Genomic DNA, 23,506 nt, shown 5'->3' with positions numbered 1-23,506 from the left:
GATCGCAAGTTTACCTGGCAATTAGAAACCCCTGACTTTGACACCGGTCAGGGGTTTCGCCATTCCGGAAAATCAATCGCCCCACCGTGCTTGCGGTGGGGCGATTCTATTAGCGAATCGCCTCGTGATCTGCTTTCGATACACGTGGAGGCGGAGCTGCATGGAAGAGCGCTCCCGGAGGTGCGATGCGCAGGCCGCTCGATGTGACCTGAAACTGAGCGACCTCGACGGATTGCTCGCGCCCCAGCACGCTCTCGAACGTCTCGACGTTGATAAGATTAACGAGGCGGACATTGAACGGCTGATTGGGAATACCGTTGCCGCAGTCTGACCACCAATCCACCCAAATCGAGTACTCACCGATCGGAGCCGTTTGCCAGAAGATGTTTTCCGGCGTGCCGTTCTGATAGTTACCGCAGAGATTGTCGCGGTCGAGCGTGCCACCCGTCGCTGTAAGCGAATGTCCAAAATAGCAGCGTTCTCCCGACGGTTCATACACCCACAAATCAAGGTCAATCGGGCGGTCATTGAACCACTGCAAAGTCACCTGAATATCCCCGGTTCCCACGGGCACCGAGGCCTCAGGCACGCACGGACACGCCCCGATTTCTGGTTGCGGGAGTGAACCGTTCGTCACAAAGCCATCAATTACCGCCGCACAACTGGTGCCGCCATCCCACAGGTGACCGGCCGGCTGGCTTATCACCAGTGAGCGCGACTGCCGCAGCCATTCACCCTGTTCGTTCTGGCGCTGCATGCAGATCGTGTAACTGCCCTGAGGCAGAAACCAGCGCCCGGATTCATCCCAACCAAATTCGTCATTGCCGTACACGACGTTTAGTCCGTGCTGCGGCATGAAAAGCTGATCGTGAGCGGGATTCGCCAATAGATAGCTTTCCACGCATAGTGACATCCAGCCGCCGCCGTTCGCGTTCACCTGCACACAACCCCAACCCGCCGCGTCAATTCCCTCGTCCCCGGCCATCGCCGCAAACCAGGTGGAGAGTTCATAGGTCTGCGCGGCAATCGTCCCAAAAGCTTCATCATAGGCACCCGCGAAGTTCTCAAGCTGCCCGGACGTGGGGTTGATGCGGTAAAGCGTCACCTCACGGCCCGCCGCGTCCACGCCGTCCAGAAGCGGTATCATTACTTCGACCGGATAGCGAAACACAAAACCGCCCGGCGTAAAACGATAGTAGTTCGACACACGTGTCTCCCCGGCCGGCGGCTGCGCCGTTGCCGACGTGTCGCGGCCGACGGAGAACACCATCGTCGCGTTCTCGCCCTCTTCGCCGAGCGGGACGGCGCCGAGCGGAATACGGATTCCGGCTCCGAGACGCGTGCTGATCGTGCCCGATTCGTTCGAGCGCACGACTCCCATGGCTTCATCCGCGTTGCGGACGTCATAACGGCGTTCGGTTTCACCGGAACGCCCCACGTTGTCATAGCCCACGACCTTGAGGTCATAGTCGCCATCATTGACAAGTGAGCTGTTCCATTGCCAAACGCTCGACGGACTGCCAGCACCGGGATCTGGATCCGTGTACTGGGCAACGTCGTCCACGAAGAACACGATGCGGTCGAGCCCACCGCCATCCGCGTCGTGGCCGAAGACTTCGATTGTAACCACACCGGTTAGTTCATTGCCGGTCGGGGTCAGGATGCTTATGGTCGGGTTGCCGTCCGTCGGCTCTTTGGCCTCTTCTTCGCACGCACTGACGAAAAATAGCAACGGCAGCAGGCAGAATGCAAGCATTTTGCGACGCATGGTTTCTCCTCCGGGTTAATCACCCGGTATAGAGCAAAGAGCATGCGCAAAAACAAACGGGCCGACTCTTGCGAGTCGGCCCGTCGTCGTCTTGCAGACGAAAAGTGCTTAGATCTTGTCGAAGTTGATCTTGACCGAGGCACGCGTAAACAGCATGCCCTGGTAACCCGACACGAAATTCGGACCATAGCCGAGGAAGTCCGGGTGGACCACCAGGTCGGCCTGGAAACGATTCCAGTGAACCGTCGTGCCGAGGTACGTGCTCGTCACGCTCGTCGAATATTCCGGCTTGCCGGCGGCCGATTCTTCGGTCGCGCCCAGCCAGTCACGCTGCGCACCAAAACGAGCCTTCATCCACGAGAAGATTTCCGACTCGATACCGAGGCGCCAGAAGATCGAGGATTCGGAATCCGTCGCTTCGTCGCCGCCGTCCGGCTTCATCGTCTCGCCAACGCTCTTCAGACCGAACTCGGCGATCGCCAACATGTCTTCCTTGGGCGTCCAGTTGTTACCAACACCCAGGCGGAACATGGACGAGCTGTACTCATGCGCAGCCGTGCCAACCTTGGCATTGTCCGTGTGCATGTTCAGCGCGAGGCTCGGGATGATCTTGTAGTTCTCGTTGGCTTCGTACCAGTAGCGGCCAGCCAGCATAATGTCGCTGGCACCGTCGGCCTCAGCTACCGTGCCGCCGGCGTTCTCGAGCGACCAGCTGCCGCTGCGGAAGCCCAACGAAACGTCCAACTTGTCTTCCATTGCAGTCAAACCGAGCAACAGCCCGATTTCGCTGTAGGAATTGTCCACTTTGCCGCCCGGGGCATTCTCGTCGGCGGAGTACGACTTGCCCGCGAAGTGCAGCGCCGCACCGATCAGCATGTTATCACCCATCGGACGGCCGTAGGTGACGTTCAGCTTGTTGTAGCCGCCTTCGATGTTGTCCAGTGCCGCCAACTCGTTGTTGGCCAGCATGCCGTAGTTACGGCTGTTCAACTTGTCGAGAGCAAAGCTCAGCGCCGACTTGCCATCGCCGAAATCATAAATGATATACGCCTTCTGGAAGTCGTAGCCATTCGTGCCGGCCGCATAGAACTCAGCGCCCGACTGCATACCGTAGTGACGCACCAACTGCGGCCAGACGCTGTAGTTATACGCGTCCTTAACAATGTAGTGGGACTCAGCGCCACCCAAACCGATCACACGCGAAATCGTGGCGTGCGACGTCGCCGGCAGTATAACCACCGCCAGCAGCAAGGCAACAAACAGTGTTTTGCGAAGATACATGTACTTAGTCTCCTTGGTTTCCCTTTGCGGAACTTGCGCAAATATAGAACAATCTAAACCGAAATGCAAGTCATTTCCCTAAATTTGCAAGGGTTTAGCTTCAGCCAAACCCGCCATTCTCAATATCATATGAACGAGAAACCCTTGTGTAAAGTTTCACGAATAGGCTTCTAACTTTCCGCCCGGAACGTCGAGAAAAGCATGAAAATACTCAACTTGTCAACATGTCCACACCGATGTGGCGAGGCTTCAACCTCCTTGTTAGAATTGTGTTACACCTCTGACCCCGCCCGCCTCAGACTTGCCTCCCCCCGGTTCCCCAGTCGCCCGCCTCTCCTCCGCCCCTCCCCTACCAGCAATTCCTAAACACCGGGCACATCGTTTGCGCATAGCCGCTCCGTATTTTAAACCGTAGAAACTGCGAATAGAATTATGCACATGCCGACCTGCCTCGTTGTAGACGACGACCCCCAAATGCTCGAAATGCTGGCACAATTTGCCGAAGAACTTGGTTTTTCACCGGTTAAGGCCGAGGATGGTGATGCCGGTTGGAGCGCCTTCACCGAGTTCCACCCCGCGCTCGTGATCTCCGACATTCACATGCCCAACCGCAACGGCCTGCTGCTGTTGCGCGACATCAAGGCAAATGAACCAAACACACCGGTGATTCTGATTACCGGCTGGGTGCATTACAAGGCGGCCCTGAACATGGCCATGCCGCGCCCGGACGCGTTGCTGGAAAAGCCCTTCGCGCTGGATCAACTGCGCGCCGCCGTGGACCAACTGCACATGAAAATGTCGGCCTGAGTCCGTTCGTAACCGAGTAAGCCGCGCCGCGAGCACGGCCTCGCCATAGCAAAAGCCCGCTGCACCGTGATGCAGCGGGCTTTCTGTTGGCCCGATAGACTGAACCCGCAATCCTATTTCAGAAGCAGCACCTTGTTGGTACCGACCACGCTGCCGTTGGCTTCCAGCCGCACGAAATATAGTCCCGTCGCCAAGTTGCTGGCATCGTAGTTCAGGGAGTGCGTCCCGGCGGCGCGCACGCCTTGGGCAAGAGTCGCCACCAGACGGCCCGTAATGTCGTATAGCCGCAGGGCTACAATGCTCTGCTGCGGCACGCTGTACCGGAACGTCGTCGTCGCATTGAACGGATTCGGATAGTTCTGCAGCAAAGCGTACTCGCGGGGAGTTACAACCGAACCATCCGGTACGTCAGTCAGATTATCCGTTGTGAAGCGAATTGCGCGGCCCGCGCGAACAGGCGCAGCGCCGTCGGCATAAAAGAGCTGGAAGGCGTATTGAAGACCGTCCGTGCCGTCAGCATTTTCGATACCGATTGAGCTCTCAACTCGACCCTGATAGTCGGCGTAGTGGATCTCGATCAGGCTATTGCCCCGTGTGTCACTGACAAATGCCGGGTCGTAGAGGTGAATTTGGAAGGTCACGCGGCCTGTGTTGAAGTACTCCGGCGCATCATTCCATTCAACGATCACACGGTGATTCTCGTCATCTTCGTAATACCAGACTCCGCCGCCCATTTCGGGCCGCAGGTCCTGATAGAAGCCGGCGATGTAGTTGTTGGGCGACTCCGGGCGCGGTATGGGCCAGCGACTCCACTCGTTGGAGCCCGTCGAACCGATCTCGATATGGCCGTTGGCACTGACCTGAATCTGCGAGGTCGCCGCGCCGTAAAACTGCATATTGAACGGCAGAGTGCGCGCCACAAATCCGTCACCGGACAGCCCGAGATTCGCCCCGAGACCGTCAGCTAATTCCATCCAATCGTAATCCACACCGACGCCGTCCAAATCGTCGTAGGCGCGATAGCCGTAGACATCCGGTGCCGTAGGACCGATGTAGCTCGAATAGGGCAGATCGGCGGCGAAGCTATTCGGACCGGGCGTCAACTGGTGCGAGATCGTGACAACTTGATAGCGCTCGTCGTTCTCGGAGATTACAAACTCGTTCATACCATCGTAGATTTCCGCGAAGCTGGCGCTGCCATGATCATTGGTGAGAACTTCCATGCCGCTGATCGGGTGGCGCACCAACACACCTGTGATCGGATTTCCACTCAAGTCCCGCACCGTCACGATAACGCTGGCCGCTTGTCCTGTGTTCAATGTCAAGTTGCCGTCATCCACTTGTCCCGCTGCAATGTTGATCTGACGCTGAACGGTCTGGTAACCGAATTTCTCAAACGCACCAAGATACGTTCCGGGGCGCAGGAAGAGTTCGTAGTTGCCGCCCTCGGACGTATACACGGTCTGCGCGCCTTCGACGCGGATGCGCACATTGGCTAACGGCTGACCGTCATGCGATACATTGCCCGCAACGGAGCCAAGGGAATCATCGGACTGGGCAATCGCGTTGTGAATTCGCAGCTTTCCAAAACCCCACGTCGTGTCGGGTCCGATATCCCCGGCGTCGAGCGCACCGTAAACGAGCGTCAAGTACGCATCCTCCGGGGTGATGCCCGGGAATGCCGAATAGATCAACGCCAAGGCCCCGCCGACGTGCGGAGTCGCGCCAGAAGTGCCGTTGATGAATGAACAACCGCAATTCGCCGACACGGCGTTGACATCCGAGGGCGATGTGATATCGGGCTTCAACAGTCCATGATTGCCGTTGCTGTACGGGTAGTCATTAAAATCCTCGGGAAACATGCTGGGCGTTCCATCCGCACCACACCACGGACTGCGCGGCTGCACGCACAAATCTGCCCGCGACCATGCCGCCGGACCAACACCGCTAAATGCACCAAATGTACCATTCGCGTTGTACGCAGCGACGGCCACCACCGAGCTTACTCCGCCCTGCTGGCTATGCCAAGGAGTCATCGCAGGAGGCGGGCAATCCGAGGGAGCCGAAGTCGAGAGCGGACGAGGATTCTGAATGTCGTCGTTGCCCGTCGAATTGGCGTGAATAATTCCCGCAGCCAACTCCATTTCGGCGACCCAACGGTGGGCAACGCGATTCGGGCACTCGCGGATCGTCGCGCTCGTGCACTCGTTCTGTTTAAAGCTCAGGCTGGCCGAGACGACGTTGGCGCCCTTCTCGATGGCGTACTGGCTGGATTCAAACGTCGCGCCCTGTGTGACATAGCCGAGGAGCACCATCAGCTTCGCGCCCGGTGCCATGGCGACCGTGTCGCAGGCCACCGTGTTCAGCGGATTTGACGAAATCACGGAAGCCGTTCTCGTGCCATGACCGTTGTTGTCCTGCACGTTGTTGATGTCGTCGTCGAAGTTCCATCCCCAGAAATCGTCCACATAACCATTGGCGTCGTCATCCACGCCGTTCTCTTCGCCGACATCGAGTGAGCCGTTACCGTTCAGGTCTTCGCCCGGATTGAACCAGATACGATTGTCAAAGCGCGAACAGCCCTCGAAGTTGACACCCGAGTCCTTGTGGCCGACGATAACGCCTTCGCCTGTGGCGCCGAATTGATTCCACACCTGCACGGCGCCTGATTCCGATACGCCCCAGCCGATGTCGAGCGTGTTGTCGTAGGCCGGGTCATGCACGATATAGGTCACGACCGCGTAGTCGCTCGACATTTTCTCGATCACTTCGCGCGTCGTTGTCAGGCGAATCGCGTTGAGCACCCACAGCGGGCGCAGCAGCGACACGCGGCCAGCTTTCTCTTCCAATTTCAAATAGCGCATCACGTCGGGGCTAACCTGCGCGAATCGCTCTTTCAGCACGCGGACGACGTAGTCGCGGCGCTGGCTCATCGGCAGAGCTCTCGCCTCGGGATAGACCTCCTCCATCGTCAGACGATTGTCCAAGAACGCGATGACCGCGATCTTCTCGGACGGTTGCGCGGCTCGCAGCAGTTCCGGCAGCGTCGGCGAAAGATCGGCCGCCAGCGCCGGACTCAGCGCCGCGATACACAACAGCAGGATCGACAATAGGCGGGACATTGGAACCCCCTTCTGGTTCAAATGCGGACAAGGCATTGGATTCTGGGTCATCAGTTGACTATATTCCAGCTATGCGTGAAATTCTTCGGGACAAGTGGTTCTGGCTGATCGCCGGAACGGCGTTATTGCTGCGCGTCTGGCACCTTTGGCATGCGCAGCAGAATCCGACGTTTTGGGCCCCTGCCGTGGATCCCCTGTGGTACCATCAGGCGGCGCAGCGCGTGGCAGACGGCGACTTCGGGCCGTGGCCGCTGTGGCGGGCTCCGCTCTACCCCTGGCTACTGGGTGCCGTCTATGCACTCGTCACCAATGATCTGGTTTGGGCGCGGCTGTGCAACATTGTGCTCCAGCTTGGCGCTGTCGTATCACTCTATGTCGCCGTTGCTCGCCACTTCTCCCCTGTCGCAGCGCGCCTTGCCGCCGCACTTCTCGCCGTCAACGGCATGGCGATATTTTTCAGCGGGGAGATTCTCTCGACCAGCCTTGAACTGTTTCTGTCCGTGCTCGCGGCAGGGAGTGCGCTGGAGCTCTGGCGTACGCGCACGTTCAGGTCGGCGGTAGTTTTCGGTGTCGTGTGGGGTTTGGCCGCACTGACGCGACCCAATTATCTCATGGTCGCACCGGTCGCCCTATTCGCGGCCTGCTGGCCCATCCGCGCGAGAGTCTGGAGGACGGCGATGGCGGGTCTGGCTATCCTGCTGCTCACCATCGCGCCGATCACAGCGGCCAACTGGATCATGGGCGGCGAGCCGGTTATGATCGCGACCCAAGGCGGCGTCAACTACTGGATTGGGAACAACCCAGCGGCGGATGGGGTCTCGGCAATTCTCCCCGGAGCGGATCGCTTCTGGACCATGGAACAAGCCGCAGCAATCGCCCATCGTGAAACCGGAGAGTATCTTGCCCCCGGTGCCTTGTCAGATTTCTACTATGACAAGGGGCGGGCCTTTCAACTTGCTGAACCAGGCCACGCCCTTCAACTCATGGTACGAAAGGCGCTCTTGTTTTTCAACCATTTCGAGGCATCCAATAACAAACACCTGACCTACTTCTCCGCGCAAACCCCGGGCCTTTTGGTGTTGATTCAACTGAATTTTGCGCTTTTGCTGCCGATTGCGCTATTGGCGCTTTGGTCTGCCCGGCGGTCCGAGGCCCGCTTGCTCTGGGTGCTCGTGCTGGCCTACGCGGCGACGGTGATCCTGTTCTTCATCGCGGCACGATTCCGGATGCCCGTCGTGCCATGGCTGTGCATTCTGGCGGGCGTCGGGGGTGCCGGGTTCGTCTCGCTTGATTCCAAACCCCGGCGCACTGCACTGCTTGCCGCGCTGCTTGGATTCGGCATCGTTGTCACCAATCCATTTCATGCGCGTGAACCGGATGAAGGCTCGGCACATTACATGGAGGGCAATGCCTATCTTGCGCTGGGCAATCTTTCCGCCGCGCGGACCAGTTTTCAGACTGCACAGACGGATGCCGGCTCACGGGAGCTGGCCATGCTCAACCTTGCGGTTGTCGAGCAACGGCTCGGTCAGGCGGATACGGCCCGCATGATCCTGCAGGCACTGGTAACGGACTATCCGCAATCTGCGCGCGGATGGAATAACTACGGCGTCGCGCTTGAACAATCCGGTGATAGCGCGGCAGCACTTGCCGCGTATCAGCACGCCATGCAATCCGACGCGGAGCTGCGTGACGCACGAGAAAACTATGCGCGGCTGCAACTCGAAGAGGGCAAGAAACACCTGCGCGCCCTCGAGTATCAACTCGCCCTTGCGCCGCTTAGCTATAGCGTAAATGCGTGGCCGTCCGCCACGGCCTACTACCATCTGGCCGTTGCCTACGGGCGCATGGGCCAGGACCGCCAAGCACAAGAGCAGTTAGACAAGGCGCTCGCGCTCGATCCTAATCATCTGCCTTCGCGACAGCTGAAGATGGGTGATTTCCAATCCCGAGCTGATTTGCCAATTCCAGCGCCTCAGCCAAAGTAGAGTCAAGCTCAAGCGCGCGCCGAACTGCCGTCTGCGCCTCCTGGGTCTTGCCCATGCGCGCCAGCAACAGGGCGAAGTTTGAATGCGCCGACGCTCGATCCGGCACGAGAGTCACAATATCATCCTGTAGAAACAGTGCGCGCTTGTTGTCACCGGCTTGCAGCGCGCGTCCGGCTGAAGTTTCCAAGAGCGGAACCCAGTCCGGATCGGCGCGGTTCATCACAAGCTGGTAGAGCCGCCAATGCGTCATGTAGAGATTGCCGCTGTTGACAATTGTCATGCGATGCGGCCAGACGGGGCGATTATCCGGGAACGTGCGCATGAATAGGCTGTCCGCGATCGGCAGGTGCAGCCACGCACTGTCTCGCCGCTGCATATAGAACTCTACGAGCAGACTGCGCAGGTCGTCCGGCGTCCCAGCCACAAAGAATTCGTGGTCGTCCCACAGCGGCGCTAAGTCGAGCGCATGTGCGCGCGTTGTGGTGATCAGCGGCGTCCCCGTGTGCTTTCCCAGCCGCGAAATGTGCTGCGTGGACTCGGTATATCGCGCGTAGACCATGACCGCGCCGCTGACAGACTGCACCGCCGACAAGAGTAGCAGAGCCGTAAGTGCGGTTCGAGTGTGAAGGTGCGCACGGTAGAGCGCGATCAGAAACAACGGCGTCACAAACAGCAGCAGGCGTGGCCCCCAATGAACGCCCTGCGACTGCGGCAGCATCAATAGCGCGACAATGAACAAAGCGGTGGCGAAAGCCATCGCTTGTTGTTTCCAGACTGAAGGTTGAACAACCAGCCAAAGCACCCACGGCAGCGCGAACGCCAGCGAGCCCATGTTGATCAGGGAGAGCAACGCCCACGGCTGCGACCACAGCCCGCGCACGACCCATACGCCATACAAAGCGACGCCGCCCCACGCGATGATTCGCAAAACGCGAACGCTGTTCACTCGCGCCAATTGCCACAGTGAAATCAAGAGCGCGACGACCATCGCGGCAGATGTCGCAGGCGACGTCCCCAGCGCCAGGATCGTGTCGTACGCCGCCAGCAGGGTTCCGCGCGACGCCGGCGCCTGCTGATTGAGTTGCCACGTCCGCATGAGTTCCGGATAGCCGCAAACCAATAACACAAGCAGGCCTGTCGCAACGGCCCCGGCAACAACACGGAGAAAATCGCCGTAACGTCTGGCGAACAGGAGCGCAAGCAACGCGGCAGCCAGCAGCAGGCCGTGTTCGAGCCGCAGCGCGGCAGCCAATACGATTAGTCCACCAGCCAAAATGCCCTGCAGAGTTGTCACCCGGTCCTTTAGAAACGCCAGGAACAGCAACGGCAGTGAGCACACTAACGCCAGTCCGTGTTCCCACGGGACCAGGCCATAGAATGTGAGCGGCAACAGCAGGAAGCCCCAGCTCAGTCCGGCGCGGTACAGGAGCCAGCCCGCCACAACCGCAATCGCAGCCGTGAGCACCATCAGCGAACGCCGCCCGCCGAGCGTCTCGACGCGGGCCAGCAGCCGCGCACCGGGCGTGAATCCGGGAGCGAAGCCGTGCTCGATGCGTTCGGCGAAGGGCGGAGCCATCGGCGCGTATTCCGCCGGGTCCGTCAACCTGCTCCGTAATTCTCCGTCGGCGATCGGGCTGCTCCACGGCGCCTCGCCGCGACGCGACGCCACGGATTTCAGACTGTCATCAATCGTCCAATAGCCCGTTGGTAACAGGATCGCGATTGTCGGCAGCAGAATAGTCCACAGCAAAAGAGCCGTGCGCGCGGAGATGATGTAACTGGTCATAGTGAGTGAAAAGGCCGCGGTCACTTTAATTCCCGCGGCCTTCTAATTCAGGTGTAGTAACGCGCGATCTTAGTTGAACTCAATGTCCAGATTCTGGTTGAAGAACAAAATCTCATTGGCAATAACCAGACTCACGGCGGGCACGGGACCCAGTATCGGATGCGTATACAGCTCGTTGCTCATGTACGCCAGCGGGAAAGCGAACAGCGCACTGCGGAAACGTGGCGTGGCCCGAATCCGCGAGAAGAACTGACCGTCCCGGAACTCAATCTCCACGGTACCGTCGTACTTGATGAAGTTCAACGCAATCGGTTCATCGTGATCCGCCGACAGCGGGATGAAGCGGTAGGTCACGGCAAGCGAGTCCGCGGTCGTCCACTGCCCGTCTTCCGATGACGTGGACGCGAAGATACGCCACTTAGGAACAAGCAGGTTCACACTGATGTTGCGCACTTCGCGGATGTCCGCATACGCATCACGCGTGACATTGTAAATCGAAATCGCCGTCAACAACGGAAGCGTCTCGTCCTGCGGCACCAGCGCCACCTCGGTCGGCGTCGTCAGCGTACAATCCACGAGACAATCGTAGTTCTCGACAACACTCGGGTAGAGATTTGTATCACTCGTGCACGAACGATAGTTGTAAATCGTTGTAGAGAAGTCAAAACTCTGCCCGGCGTTCGAACGGCCGAAATATTCAATTTCCGGCGCGCATGTCACGGAATCCGTGAGGTAACGCAGACGGCCGATCATGTCTTCGTTCAGATTCAAGTCCGGGTACTGCGGGTCACCGGCCACCGCGCCGCCGAAATCATCCACGCCGGACGATACCGCGTTGGCGCTGAAAACAGCCTTCGGGCGCACGGCAAAGACATTGAAGTAGTCCCGCAGGTACAAGTTCACCGCGCTGTTGCCCGCAGCCAGACCATTCGACTTATTGAATGCTCGACGGCCCGTCAGCAGCACACTGCCGCCAATGTCCATGTAGTCGGCGAGCACTTTGTTGTAAGTAGCGGCCTGAATCGGATTGCGTTCGGTCTGCACATTGTCGTCGTTGATTACCCACACCGACGCAAACTGACTGATGAAGTCGTAGGACAGAACATTGCCGGCGCGATTGTCGAACCAGACGATGCTATCCATCGAAAACGGGCGGATCGGAGGCAAACCGGGACGCTGGGCAAATGGAGCAAGCTGATTGGCGATGTCTACCGCCGTACCGATTACGCCGCTGCGCCCGTCCGAGCCAACATAGTATTGCTTCAAAGTGTCGGGATGAATGCCACCGCGGGACGGATCGGGGCCCGACAGGGCGCGATTTTCGTCCACGATCAGCAACTGTCCGGCCAAAGTCGGCTTGACCACGGTAAACTGGGCGGAGCCCGGCGTGTTTGACTGCGTGAAGCCGTCGTCGCGCACCCGCAGATAGAAAGTATAATCGCCTGTTTCCAAACCGTAAAGCGCGATCTGTGTCTCGCCACCCCAGTTGCTCCAGCCCGCGCGGTAGCCTACCACGTGGTTACTGTCATTGCGCACCGGCAAGGCGATCGAGTCGCCCAGCGCGTTTACGAGCGCGTAGCTGAATTCAAGCGGTATGATATTGGTGGAACGCGAGTCCGGGTCGCTGCCCTGCCACAGCAGACGCACACCCGTGTAAGTAATGGTCAGCGTGTCACCGACCATCTGCGTGTCGGGAATCGCGATATGCTCTTCGTAGTCCGTGCTGGTCGAATTGGACCAGCGCAGCTTCGGCGTATCCGGCGGCAGGTTTGTGCGGAAGAAGGTGCGTACCGCGACCTGCGAGCGCGCGTCCAAGTTGTCAATCGCGCGCACCATGAAGACATGTTCAGATATCTCGCCAATGTCGGTCAACAGGTAGATCTGGCCGCTGGCCGCCTCCGTGAACAGCCACGCGGCATCGGGCAGCCCGTCCACGTATTCTTGAAACGCGGCGTCACCGGCGCGGTAGGCCGCCAGTCCTTCGGCACTGGCGTCATCAAAATATTCGAATCCCGTGACGAAGCCGTCCGGATCGTAGCCCTGCCAATGCACCTGCGGAGCGTACGAAAACTGCGTGCTGTCTTCCGGGAAATTGACAAAGCGCGCCGTCGGCGCCTGATTGGCGTTCGGCGTGTCGTCTTTGAAACGATCACAGCCCGCTATCAGACTGAACAGCAGTCCGGCGCACAAAAGTAGAACGTTCATACGTTGCATGACACTCTCCGGAGATTACAGCAGGTTCTTCTTGAAGCGATAGCCAAGCGAGAACCGGTGAATGTTCTCGAGAAATGAAACGCCCGTGAAGGCATAGTCCATCGTCAGACCGGCCTTGGGCAGATTCAAGCCCGCGCCAACCGTCGCGCCGTTGCCGAAAAACGTACCGTTGCGGCTGAACAGCGGGAACTCGTAGAACGGGTTGTTGCCGCTGGCGTCTTCGCCAGCGTTGATGTCGTCGCGATACTCGTCCCACGACGCGCGATTCCAACCGTTGATCTTCTTGCCGGCGCGCAGGAACACGGTATTCATGTAGCCGTATTCCAAGCCGAGGTTATAGACCTCAAGGTTGTCATTCGGGTGCGACCAAGACAGCGCCGCCAAAAGCGAGTGCGTGCCGAGCGAGTCCGAACCGTTCCACCACTCGCGGTCGCCGCTATTCAGGACGTACATCGAGGTGCCAAACGTGAAGTTCATCGGCAGCGGAAATTCCTCTTCGACAAATTTCATGTCCGGACCAAAATTCGAGGTCAGCATCGCCAACCGCACGCTCTTCCAGCCCGTGTCGTAGAACGTGCCCAGATCGGCCGCCCAACCCGTCGCGGATTCGTCTGCCAGCATTTCGCTGACAATCTTAAGCGTGCCGCCGACCGAGAACTTGTCCGTCAGCATCTGGCTGTACGAGGCGCCGATGGCAAGATCGGCAGCCGTAAACGTACGGCCGGTGCCGTCGGGACGCTCGGGTGTGGTTTCCTTCATCTCGTCGGTCGTCAGATAGCTGACCGAAGCCGCGAAGGTACCGTCCCACTTCTCCATCGGATGCGTCATTCCCAGATAGCCGTACTGCAAACCTGCCATGTAGTCTATCCAGCTAACAATTGCCTCCGGCTTGTCCAAACGAGCCAACGCGCCGGGATTGTGCCAAATGGCGCTGGCATCGGTGGCCACGGAGACGTAAGCCTCGCCCATGCCGACGGCGCGGCACGACGGGCTAATCTTCAAAAATTGTACGCCGGCGGTGCCGACCTTCGCCTGAGCCCACACCATCGAGGGGGCCAGCATCAAGGCCAAGAGCAGTCCGAGGTTTCGCCAACGCTTCATGAGCACTTCCTTCCGTCGCTGAAGCACGATTCGTATCTAAAGGTTAACGGATAATCACAAACTTGCCCGTCGAGATCGAATGATCTTCCAGATCCTCGACGCTAAACAGGTACAGCCCAGCCACCACCTGCTGATTGTTGCGGGAATTCAAGTCCCACTTCTCCGAATTCAGGCTGGCCCACGAACTGCGGTCGCCGTCCTCGTTGTGCGGAATCACCTGCACCAGATCGCCCGCCGTCGTGAAGATGCGGATCAACGCGCGCTCGGGAAGGTTCATGAACTCGATGCGGCGGTCCACCTGCGGATAGAAATTCGTCGTTCCGTCGTTCTGGTTTTCCCACGACTGTCCGCGATAGTCCGATGTATAGTCCTGATAGGCGCGGTACGGATTCGGCACCACGGTGACTTCACGCTTTGCAGAGCCCGCCGGCGCCAACAGCACCGCATTGGCCGTCGCGCGTGTCGTCAACGGCGTCAGACCGGATTTCGGATCACCGTAGTCAAATGCGGTGATAGCGTAGTAACGCGGAGCCAACTTCTGCGCCGGTACGCGGAACTCGTACACACCCTCATAGTCACTCATTACATCGGCAAAGCCCGTGTTCGGGCCCACCGCTTTCAGCCTGCCATGTACGTTCAAGATCGTCGTGTCAGGCGGCAGCGTATCACGGCCCGCCTGATCCACGGGGATGGTCATCATGGAATCCGTGCCATCCGCGAAATAGGCGAAGTCAATGCGGTCAAACTGCGCCACCAGTTCAAAGTCCTGTTCCTGATTCACCGTGGCGACGTGAATGCGATAGCCTTCAAAGTCCTGCTCACGGCTGAACGGATCGCGGTAGGTTTCGCTCTCGGACGAACTCTTCGACCAGCGGATCACCACTTCGTTTTCATTGAGCATATAGCCCAATCCGCCCTTGTAGCAGTCGCCGTCAGGCGCATGGCGGACGATACCGCCGCTGTGCTGACCCGCATTGCTCGTTCCCGGAACACAGTCCAACAGCGCCGGAATCGGAGGAGGAGGTGGTCCCGTGAAATCGGGAATACCGTCGCCGAAATCCACAATTCCATTGCCCGACATCCAGCCCATGTCCCACGGCCCAAGTTCCAGCGGGTGGAACGCGTTGAAAGCGTAAACAAGGTCAGGCGGAACTATGTCGTCTTCGGTCACCACGGGGAACGGGCTGCGCGTCTGCAGAATCGCATTGTTGTCCACTGTGTCTCGCCGGCCGTTGCGTTCACCTTCGTCGGGGCCTTTGTACCAACCCACGAAGATCTCAGCCGTCAGTGATCCGAGGGTGTTGGCTCCATGGAAGTACGTCACCGGAATACTGTCCAGACCGATGGGGATCACGCCAAACAGACCGTCCTTACCGACGTCTTCACCGTACCAGCCGTCACCGGTTTCCAGAATACCGTCGTCCTGCGACCCGTCAGCGTCCACGATAGCCACGTCGCCGTCCAGACCCCAGTCGAAGATCGGCGTATCAAACATGCGGTTGTCGTAAACGTCCTTGGCCCAGCGCGCGTTGTCCTTGAGATCGGCGAAGTTGAACTTCGCGGTGTCCAAATTGCTCGGCGAAATCTGCGGATTGTTCGGATCGTGGAAATACTCACCGGCCACGTAGGCGATCGTCATCTTGAACTTCTCGCCCGGATTCAAACGGTAGATGCGGTTGCCCGCGCCGTCCGTGAAGTCGTAAATGCCCAGCGGACCCCAAGACAGCAGGTAGCGCGTGTCGTAACCGTCGGCGATGTCCTGTGCGGTTTGATCATCCACAGTACCCAACTGCGACCAAGTTTGGGGACGGCCTTCGCCGTAGCAATTCGTGTCGGCCGGTACGAGTCCCGCGCGCAATTCGTCCACGGAAGTCTGCCAGAAGTCAAATTCGCAGTTGCCCATCAACTGATACTTGTGCGCGTCACCGACCGGCGTGCCGTACGTGGCCGTCCAGCTCATTCCCATACTGTCGCGATTGGCGTACGCTTCCCACGTCGGGCCGTAGTCCAGATTGATATCCGAATTCGGATTATACCAGTTGAATGACGTGAACAGACGTGGATTCGGCGCGCGAATGACACGCGTGCCCGTCACATGAGGCACAGTGAATGTGCCGCCAAACGTCTGATCCGGATAGCCGTCGTTATCGGCAATCCACGCCACGTCAATGCGAACTTTGGTCGTATCGCTATTCGCCCCGATTTCGTCCACTTCACGGATGAAGCCGCACACGTCGTCGGTGTGCTCATTGTTGTCGCCCGCGACGCCGCAGTCGGCGTCAACATAGAGACCGACGTACACATTCTTCAGGAAGTTCGACGCGATATTCTCGATTTCGTAGTCAATGATGATGAAATCTTCGGCGAACGCCTGGCTGAATGAATACGATTTCTGTCGAATCTCGATACCGAGCGGTTTGTGCGGACCGTCCACCGGATCGTCTTCCACAAACAGACGGTCGGTCAGCGTATCCGCCATCGAGCAGATGAAATCCTGATCGGAAACCGCGTTCGGATGGTACACGATTTCACCAAAACAATTGGTGAAGCCCGGACGGATGGATCGCTCCTCAATGCCGCCGTTCGGCGCTTCGGGAGCGTGGAATTCGTTAATGGACGGATTCTGCCAGCCGTCGGTGCCCACCGACACGCGCGTCGTAAAGAACCCTTCCTCTTCAATCAGCGCGCCGACCCACAGGCCGCCCTGGAACAGGTACTGCTGATCCGAACCGCCCGGGAATTCGCACTGCGGCGCCCAGTTGTTTGGCGGACACGGATCCTCAAGAGCCGTACTTTGGGACGACGCATCGTTGCCAAAGTAGCCGTAGTTCGTGACATTCATCCACATCTTGCCGGCATTGTGGACGCGGTTTTCATCCTGCGGATTGGCTACGTCCAAACGGCCGCGAATTGGACCGCGAACATCGCCACCCGAATAGGGCGCGTTCTTGGCCAGCAATACAGGCACGCAAAGACACAGCATCAACAGGGCCGACCAGAAAAATGTGTAGGTATTCCTGCGCATGTGCGAGAACCTCGAGGATAGAAAAGGCAGGCAGACGGCCCGTGCCGTCGCGTTCAAATTAGCGAATACTATTAGCGCTGCGCCAGCAACTGGCGGCGCAATCCGTTACCAACCGTCCCGCCACGCGGGCCGCCCCACGCACCGATGTCATTACGTGATCCGTCCGCGTCATTGTACTGCGCGTCCGGGTGCCCGGCGTTTTCACACGGCGAACCGGCGCCCAGCCGGTAGCCCGCCGTGAAGACAGGATCGGCGCTGATGCCGTTGCCCATGTCCAGAGTGCTCGGCGAGTAGTTCGCCGGCGAGGCATCGCGCAAGCCGTTGTTCCAAACGTCATTGTAATCAATAAACGGCGCCGAAGAAAACTCAGCCAGCAATCCAAATCGACCACAACGCGTCACGATGTTGTTCAACAACGTCGGCCGTGAGTTGTCCGTCATGTGAATCCCATAGTAACCGCACTCGTTGATCGTGTTGTTCACGATGCGCGGATGGGAGAAATTCGTCATGTAAACGGCCGTCGCCGAGCAGGCTTCCACAACCGTATTGGTGATCTCAACGCCGTCTTCAACGAAGCTCATCTCAATGCCGCGACCGCGCGAACCGCTGATCCGCGTATTAAGAATCTTCGCCGAGGACGCGAATGAGCCGACGCCGTACGCGCCGACTTCGGTGAACGTACAAAGGTCAAACACGACCGCCGAGTCGCCGTTAATCGTGCCCGTCGCCACCTCAACACCGCCCAGAAAACCACCCGCAAATGTGCAGTTCTCGAAACGCACTCCCGCCTTATTGACGACAACTTCCTGATAGTCGTTAATCACCACGTGCTGCAACAACGACGGCGCGTCCCCGCGTTCAAAGAAAACCATACCGCTCATGATATCGTCGCCTTCGACTAAACACGGGCACAGCTCCACCGGAGCACTCGCCGTGCCTTGCGCCAGCAGCGTTCCATACACTTCAAAACGGAACAGCCCGGTCGCCTCAATCTTCGTGCCCGGCGCCATCGTCACCGTCACGCCGGGGGGAATCACCACGTCGCACGACATGCGGTAGGTCGCACCGGTCAAATCGGTTTCCAAACGGCCGCGCAACTCACCCGCCGCCTGGCGGTAATAGACCGTGCCCATGTCGGCCCGCGTGCCGTCCGGATCGTTAGCACCCTGCACGGGCCCCGCGTCTACGCACGGCGAGCACGACTGCAAGTTATAGTCGGCCAGAATCGTGAATTCGTCTTCACGCGGATCCACAAACAGCGGCTCCAAATCGATGTTGAAATGCGAGTCGCACGAGTCCAAATTGATGTTGATCTCCGTCGGATCACCGAACACCCGGCGCGTGCCCAACGACGTATCCGGATTGTCATTCGTCAGAATGAAACCCGGCGCGCTGTTATCCGCGATGCAGTTATACGAAATGCTCAAGTTCTCCGGGAAAACACTGGAGTCCGCGCGCACGCCCGAAGCGTCGTTGCGAGTCATCACGCAAAATTCGATTACGGGACGGCTGCTCCCGTTGGTAACAAACACAGCGTTGTTCTGATTCTGCGTGATCACGCAATGGCGAATCTCGGGGCTGCTGTTATTGATCGCCAGCATGCCCTTGTAGTTCTGCGCATCCCGGCCGCGGTCCGAAAGCGTATCCGTCTCGAAATACGCGCCGTAGGTGAAGATACAGTATTCAAACCGCGAGATGTCGGTGGGATTGTGCAGTTTGATGCCGCGCCACTGGCCCAAATCAGGAGCCGTATTGGCGCTCGTGAAGATGATTGGCGCCTCCGGCGATCCAACCGCATTGACCACACCCTGCACGTCAATCCAGTTGAGGCCGGCCACCATGATTTCCGTGCCGGGTTGAATCGTCACGGTAACGCCGGCCGGAATGACGAAATCCTCGGTGATGATCCACGGCTTGTCAGAACGCGGACCGATCGTCAAATCCGCCGTCGGTGACATCAGCGGCTCACCGTCACGATAGGGTGACGGTGCTTCCTGCGGATTGGACACGGGATCCGAACAGCCCCAAACCAGAAGCAGGGCCGCCAACGCAGCCGGAACAAATCGGCGCAAAGTTGCGAACATGAGTTGTATTACTCCAGAGAATCGTTTCTTTCGGGACCGCAAGGACGACTAAAAATCCAACTTCAAATGCAGCAGCACTTGCCGCGGCGGGAAGTAGTTGCGCGGATTGTGGTCTATGTCCTTGCCCAGGTTGCCATCGTCCGCTTCATTCTGATTCAGCTCGTGCGACGAGTCCGTCGCGTTACCGGTCTCAGAATAGATCTCGCGAACATTCTTGCGATTAAACAGATTGAAAATCTCAACACCCGTCGCCAGTTTCAGCCCACGGCTCAGCTCCCAGAACTTGTCCAGACGCATATCTGTCGTGGATGTCGCCTGCTGGCGAGCAGAATTTGCCAGAATCAGGTTCGTCGGTAAACCGGTCGTGTAGTTCGACGGCGTATACGGCAGGCCTGACCCGTACGAAAACTCCACCGTGGAAAGCCAATTCGACGGGAGCTTCAAGCCCATTAGCTTGGGGTTCTGGTCCTTGGCCACCATGAACGTCAAGAATGCGGACACGCGGTGCGTTTCATCCCAATTGAGCGGGTGCTCGTTGCGATTCTCCGGCACGCCGTTCAAACGGTCAAGCAGACCGTCCGCCGCCGCCGACTCCTTGCCGAACGCAAACGAGAAGTCGTAATTCGCCGTAAGCGCCCACATGCTCGAGAACTTCTTGTCAATCGAGAACTCGAAGCCGCGCGCGCGGGCATAGCCCAGATTGAAGTAGCGATTCAAAATCAGCGGGCCAATCCGCTCTTCCACGGTACCGATCTGATTGTAGACGTCGCGGTAGTAGCCCGCCACGTCAATCACCCAATTCTCCGCGAATTCCGTGCTCACGCCGACTTCATAGGACACCGTCTTCTCGTACTCGAGATTCGGGTTGCCGATTTCGGTGTTCGGCGAAATGTTGGCCGTGGCGCTGCGATAGAAATACTGGAACGACGGCGTCTGATAGTAGTGACCGTAGTTGAAGTACAGCTTCGACGCTGACGAAATCGGATGCGAGATACCAAGACGCGGTGCAATCACGTAGCGGCCGCGCTCCGCCAGCAAGGCGCCGGGCTGACCGCGGTCAACCTGATCCTGGAACTGCTGCAACAGGCCGTCGCCCTGAACAATGAAGTCCGACCGGATACCGGCGCGCACAATCAGACCTTCAAACTCCATCTTGTCTTGGAAGTACAAGGCGCCTTCCCACGGCTTATGCTCGTAGAAGTCACGCGTGCCGCCGCGATCCGGATACGGCGAACCGTCTGGCAACGGGAAGTCGGGATTATCGTAGGGCAGATCGGGATTCTGAATGGACTGCATGTCCAACTCACGGTACCGAAGTTCCAGACCGGATTTCAATTCGTGAAACTTGTTCACCTGACTTGTCAAGTCAAACTTCGTCGAATATTCAACCGAACGACGATCCTGCCAGAACGCCGTTTCGTCCCACTGACCGGGATTCAGGAAATCGTCCGGCTGAGGATCCCAAACGCCGTTTTGATTGTAATCGGAAAACGACTCGCCTTCATCCGCCTGGAAATTCGGCAAATCAAAGATGGGTTGCGCCATGTCAGCCGTGGTCCGGTTGATCCATGTCGAACGCCCATCAATGTAATGAAAGTACATCGGCATGAGATTCTCGTCAAAGCCGAGGTTCAACCATTCCGGTTCGCCCGCCGGGAAGTTCTCGAGCAGGTTGGCCCATGTATAGACCACTGGCAGTCGCGGATCCATGCCGTAGGTCAGGCTGGCCGGAATCGTAAACAGCTCGTAATCGTCAAACAGGTTGTTCGGGCCGTCATAGCGACCGTTGCGCGTCGGCGTCAGGCGACCACCAATGGTCGCGCCAGTCGGCAGGTCCAGGAAGACTTCGCCCGCGTCATATTCGCCGTTGAAGACACCGTCTTCGTCCGGCGAGTCAATAAACGGCTCGCCTGTGTCATACACAAAATCGCCGTCCAACAGGCCTTCGCCGGTGTCTTCCTCAGTCGCGTAATTTGTTTTCTTGTCAATCTTGCCGTCGGTATTCCGGTCGTCATAGCCTTCGCCGAAACCGTCATAGCGACCGTTGCCGTTCGCATCCTGGAACCGCTCGCCGTCCCACGTGCCGTTGCCGTTCCAATCCTGCTCGGCCAGTTGCGGCTCGGCATCGTCCCAGCGACCGTTGCCGTTCTGGTCCACAAACGGATCCCAGGAATCGTATACGCCGGGGTTATTCAAACCTTGAGAATTGGCGCGATCTACCCACGGCTCGGCCTGGTCAAACACGCCGTTGCCGTTTAAGTCCACCCAGTCTTCGCCACGGTCCCAACGACCGTTCTCGTTGTTATCGTCGTAACCTTCACCCTCGCCGTTGTACTGGCCGTCGCCGTTGGCGTCGCGGTAGCCGTCGGGGATGCCGTTGCTGTTCACATCGGTTCCGCCGCCGCCGCCGCCAAAACCGCCGCTCGTGACGATCCGCGCATCTTCAACTTCCGTATCGAGCGTAAACTCGTCGGGATTCTTGCCGCGCGGCTGCACTTTAGTCGCCGTCTTGAACCGCGAGACTGACAATTCATAGAACGTCGTCTGGGACACGTTGTGCTGGTACTGCAAATTGTACGAGTCGCGGATGTTGCGCGAATAGGGCCGGTTGGCCACGTCGTACTTGTACTGCCAGCCATAGTTGCCCACGATCGCCGCTTCGCCGTCGGGATAGATGTCCCACAGCGAATGCTCGCGCGTATACGAAAGATTGAGTTTGCGCGCCGCGTCGAGCTTATAGGTTAGCTTCCAGAACGTCGAAAAGTCGTTGGACTGACGCTCGGGAATATCAAAACCCAAAGCAAGGTAGTCCGTCGCATCGCGATTGATCGCGTACGGAGTGTAAGTGTTCGACAGCTTGGCTGTACCCGACGTGAAGAACGACAGCTTGTTCTCTTTCAGATTGAACAGCTCCTTAACAAACGGCACCGGGCCGCTGAAGGCGTAGTCGTACTGGTCCTGATCAAAGCTGTAGTTGTCAAACACGCGGTCGGAACGATATTCGATGGTGCCGTTGTAGGCGTCCATCTTGCCTTCCGGAGTCGTCACGCGAATCAGCGCCGACTGGTAGCCGCCCGTCGAGGCGTCGCCACCGGTGAGGATTTCGATTTCCTCAACGTTGAGTGCGCTGGTGTTGATCAATCGCTTCGAGCTGTTGTACAGCGCGTCGTTCTTGGAGATACCGTCTACCTCGTAGCGAGCTTCCGAATCGCGGCCGCCGCGAACGTGCAGACCACCGTCCGGGTCAACCTTGAAGCCCGGCTGCTTGGCAATAATGGTCGCCACTTGACCGCCGCCGAAGTTCTGCAACTCCGCACCCGTCAAGCGGTTCTCCTTGCCAGCTACGTCAAGCTGCACGGTCTTCTTGCGTTGTGTCGTGATTTCGACTTCGCCAATCTGAATCGCTTCGTCGAGCAGCGTCGCGTTGACGGTCGCCGTACGATCCGAACCGACTTCGACTTCACGGATCTCTTTGGTGCCGTAACCGAGACTCGAAACCCGCACCGTGTAGACGCCCGGTGCAATACCGAGAATCACATAGCTGCCATCGGGGTTCAGCACCGAAGCACCCTGCTTGGTCTCCATAACCTGTACGGCGGCGCCGATAATCGCGTCGCCATTGGCGTCGAGAATCGTTCCGGAAATCTTGCCCGTACCGGCCCACGCCAGCGATGTCAGCAGCAGCAGTGTAATAACGGATGAAAATGTAGTCAGACAACGCTTCATGTGAAAATCCTCATTCGCTGGTTCCCCGCACACGCAGGTTATGCAACTTTTGGGAGGTTTGATAAGTCTATGCAATTGGGGGACTCCGCCCATGCGGAATCCGAAAAAAATACTTTCAATCGCCGAGCGGGCCATAACCTGGGTCGGGCCTCCGGCCCGACATCAGCGGCTCCCCGCCGGAATCCGCCTACCAACCTGGCAGACGTTGCAACTCGTTGCGAGTTAACCGACGGACGCGATTGCACTCATCGAGGCGAACATGCTCTCTCAGCCGAAACGGGAAACATCCTGAAGTCTCGATCTTTGCAAACTCCAGCACTGCATAGATGTCATCGGCTGTGCCATCGTCATTCACCTGCACCGCAACGAAAGTCTGCGGTTTGTAGCCAATTGACAGTACCCGTAATGTGTACAATCCGGGAGCAACGCCGAGAATGACAAAACTGCCGTCTGGGTTCCGCACCGAAGCGCCCTGCTTCGTCTCGACAATCATCGCGGCCGCCCCAATAATCCCCTCCCCATTCTCATCCACCACCGTCCCCGCGATCTTCCCCGTCCGAGCGAAAACCGCCGAGACCATCAGGAGGCAAAGCAACAGCTTCAT

General features: G+C 58.3%; 12 protein-coding genes. 2 read left to right on the top strand and 10 right to left on the bottom strand.

Features of this window, described 5'->3' with window-relative positions; translation table 11 throughout:
• Positions 1-109: 109 nt before the first annotated feature.
• A complete protein-coding gene (locus IPH10_05485) occupies positions 110-1,768 on the bottom strand; it encodes a hypothetical protein (GenBank protein ID MBK6910370.1) in 1,659 nt (552 codons plus the stop codon).
• A gap of 108 nt (positions 1,769-1,876) precedes the next feature.
• Positions 1,877-3,049: a hypothetical protein gene (locus IPH10_05480; protein ID MBK6910369.1), complete on the bottom strand. Its 1,173-nt coding sequence runs from the start codon at positions 3,047-3,049 to the stop codon at positions 1,877-1,879.
• A gap of 474 nt (positions 3,050-3,523) precedes the next feature.
• Between IPH10_05480 and IPH10_05475 the strand changes: the two genes are divergently transcribed.
• Positions 3,524-3,856: a response regulator gene (locus tag IPH10_05475; GenBank protein MBK6910368.1), complete on the top strand. Its 333-nt coding sequence runs from the start codon at positions 3,524-3,526 to the stop codon at positions 3,854-3,856.
• Between the two features lie 113 nt (positions 3,857-3,969).
• Here IPH10_05475 and IPH10_05470 read toward each other — a convergent pair whose 3' ends face one another.
• Positions 3,970-6,978, bottom strand: a complete 3,009-nt coding sequence (locus IPH10_05470) for a S8 family serine peptidase (GenBank protein ID MBK6910367.1) — start codon at positions 6,976-6,978, stop codon at positions 3,970-3,972.
• 71 nt (positions 6,979-7,049) lie between these two features.
• Here IPH10_05470 and IPH10_05465 point away from each other — a divergent pair, with 71 nt between their 5' ends.
• Positions 7,050-8,966, top strand: a complete 1,917-nt coding sequence (locus IPH10_05465; protein MBK6910366.1) for a tetratricopeptide repeat protein — start codon at positions 7,050-7,052, stop codon at positions 8,964-8,966.
• Here IPH10_05465 and IPH10_05460 read toward each other — a convergent pair.
• From IPH10_05460 to IPH10_05430, 7 genes are all read right to left on the bottom strand, one after another.
• On the bottom strand, positions 8,881-10,752 hold the full coding sequence (locus IPH10_05460; GenBank protein ID MBK6910365.1) for a hypothetical protein: 1,872 nt from the start codon (positions 10,750-10,752) through the stop codon (positions 8,881-8,883). The two genes, IPH10_05465 and IPH10_05460, sit on opposite strands and share 86 nt — an antisense overlap.
• Before the next feature lie 69 nt (positions 10,753-10,821).
• Positions 10,822-12,966 (bottom strand): hypothetical protein, encoded by a 2,145-nt coding sequence (locus IPH10_05455; GenBank protein ID MBK6910364.1) that lies wholly within the window; start codon positions 12,964-12,966, stop codon positions 10,822-10,824.
• 15 nt (positions 12,967-12,981) lie between these two features.
• Entirely contained in the window at positions 12,982-14,067 is a 1,086-nt protein-coding gene (locus IPH10_05450) for a PorV/PorQ family protein (protein MBK6910363.1), read from the bottom strand.
• 43 nt (positions 14,068-14,110) lie between these two features.
• A complete protein-coding gene (locus IPH10_05445; protein ID MBK6910362.1) occupies positions 14,111-17,092 on the bottom strand; it encodes a hypothetical protein in 2,982 nt (993 codons plus the stop codon).
• A gap of 71 nt (positions 17,093-17,163) precedes the next feature.
• Positions 17,164-19,176 carry a right-handed parallel beta-helix repeat-containing protein gene (locus tag IPH10_05440; protein MBK6910361.1) on the bottom strand — a complete coding sequence of 671 codons (2,013 nt, stop codon included), beginning with the start codon at positions 19,174-19,176 and terminating at the stop codon, positions 17,164-17,166.
• Between the two features lie 48 nt (positions 19,177-19,224).
• Positions 19,225-22,902, bottom strand: a complete 3,678-nt coding sequence (locus IPH10_05435; GenBank protein ID MBK6910360.1) for a TonB-dependent receptor — start codon at positions 22,900-22,902, stop codon at positions 19,225-19,227.
• A gap of 187 nt (positions 22,903-23,089) precedes the next feature.
• Positions 23,090-23,506: a carboxypeptidase regulatory-like domain-containing protein gene (locus tag IPH10_05430; protein MBK6910359.1), complete on the bottom strand. Its 417-nt coding sequence runs from the start codon at positions 23,504-23,506 to the stop codon at positions 23,090-23,092.

Source organism: bacterium (assembly GCA_016702305.1).
Taxonomy (GTDB): domain Bacteria; phylum Electryoneota; class RPQS01; order RPQS01; family RPQS01; genus JABWCQ01.
The sequence above is the reverse complement of the archived record's forward strand: the minus strand, read 5'-3'. Positions and strand labels throughout refer to the sequence as shown.

Excerpts from the sequence above, each read along its gene's own strand:
- IPH10_05485 (MBK6910370.1), bottom strand. The coding sequence starts at position 1,768 with ATGCGTCGCAAAATGCTTGCATTCTGCCTGCTGCCGTTGCTATTTTTC.
- IPH10_05480 (MBK6910369.1), bottom strand. The coding sequence starts at position 3,049 with ATGTATCTTCGCAAAACACTGTTTGTTGCCTTGCTGCTGGCGGTGGTT.
- IPH10_05475 (MBK6910368.1), top strand. The coding sequence starts at position 3,524 with ATGCTCGAAATGCTGGCACAATTTGCCGAAGAACTTGGTTTTTCACCG.
- IPH10_05470 (MBK6910367.1), bottom strand. The coding sequence starts at position 6,978 with ATGTCCCGCCTATTGTCGATCCTGCTGTTGTGTATCGCGGCGCTGAGT.
- IPH10_05465 (MBK6910366.1), top strand. The coding sequence starts at position 7,050 with ATGCGTGAAATTCTTCGGGACAAGTGGTTCTGGCTGATCGCCGGAACG.
- IPH10_05460 (MBK6910365.1), bottom strand. The coding sequence starts at position 10,752 with ATGACCAGTTACATCATCTCCGCGCGCACGGCTCTTTTGCTGTGGACT.
- IPH10_05455 (MBK6910364.1), bottom strand. The coding sequence starts at position 12,966 with ATGCAACGTATGAACGTTCTACTTTTGTGCGCCGGACTGCTGTTCAGT.
- IPH10_05450 (MBK6910363.1), bottom strand. The coding sequence starts at position 14,067 with ATGAAGCGTTGGCGAAACCTCGGACTGCTCTTGGCCTTGATGCTGGCC.
- IPH10_05445 (MBK6910362.1), bottom strand. The coding sequence starts at position 17,092 with ATGCGCAGGAATACCTACACATTTTTCTGGTCGGCCCTGTTGATGCTG.
- IPH10_05440 (MBK6910361.1), bottom strand. The coding sequence starts at position 19,176 with ATGTTCGCAACTTTGCGCCGATTTGTTCCGGCTGCGTTGGCGGCCCTG.
- IPH10_05435 (MBK6910360.1), bottom strand. The coding sequence starts at position 22,902 with ATGAAGCGTTGTCTGACTACATTTTCATCCGTTATTACACTGCTGCTG.
- IPH10_05430 (MBK6910359.1), bottom strand. The coding sequence starts at position 23,506 with ATGAAGCTGTTGCTTTGCCTCCTGATGGTCTCGGCGGTTTTCGCTCGG.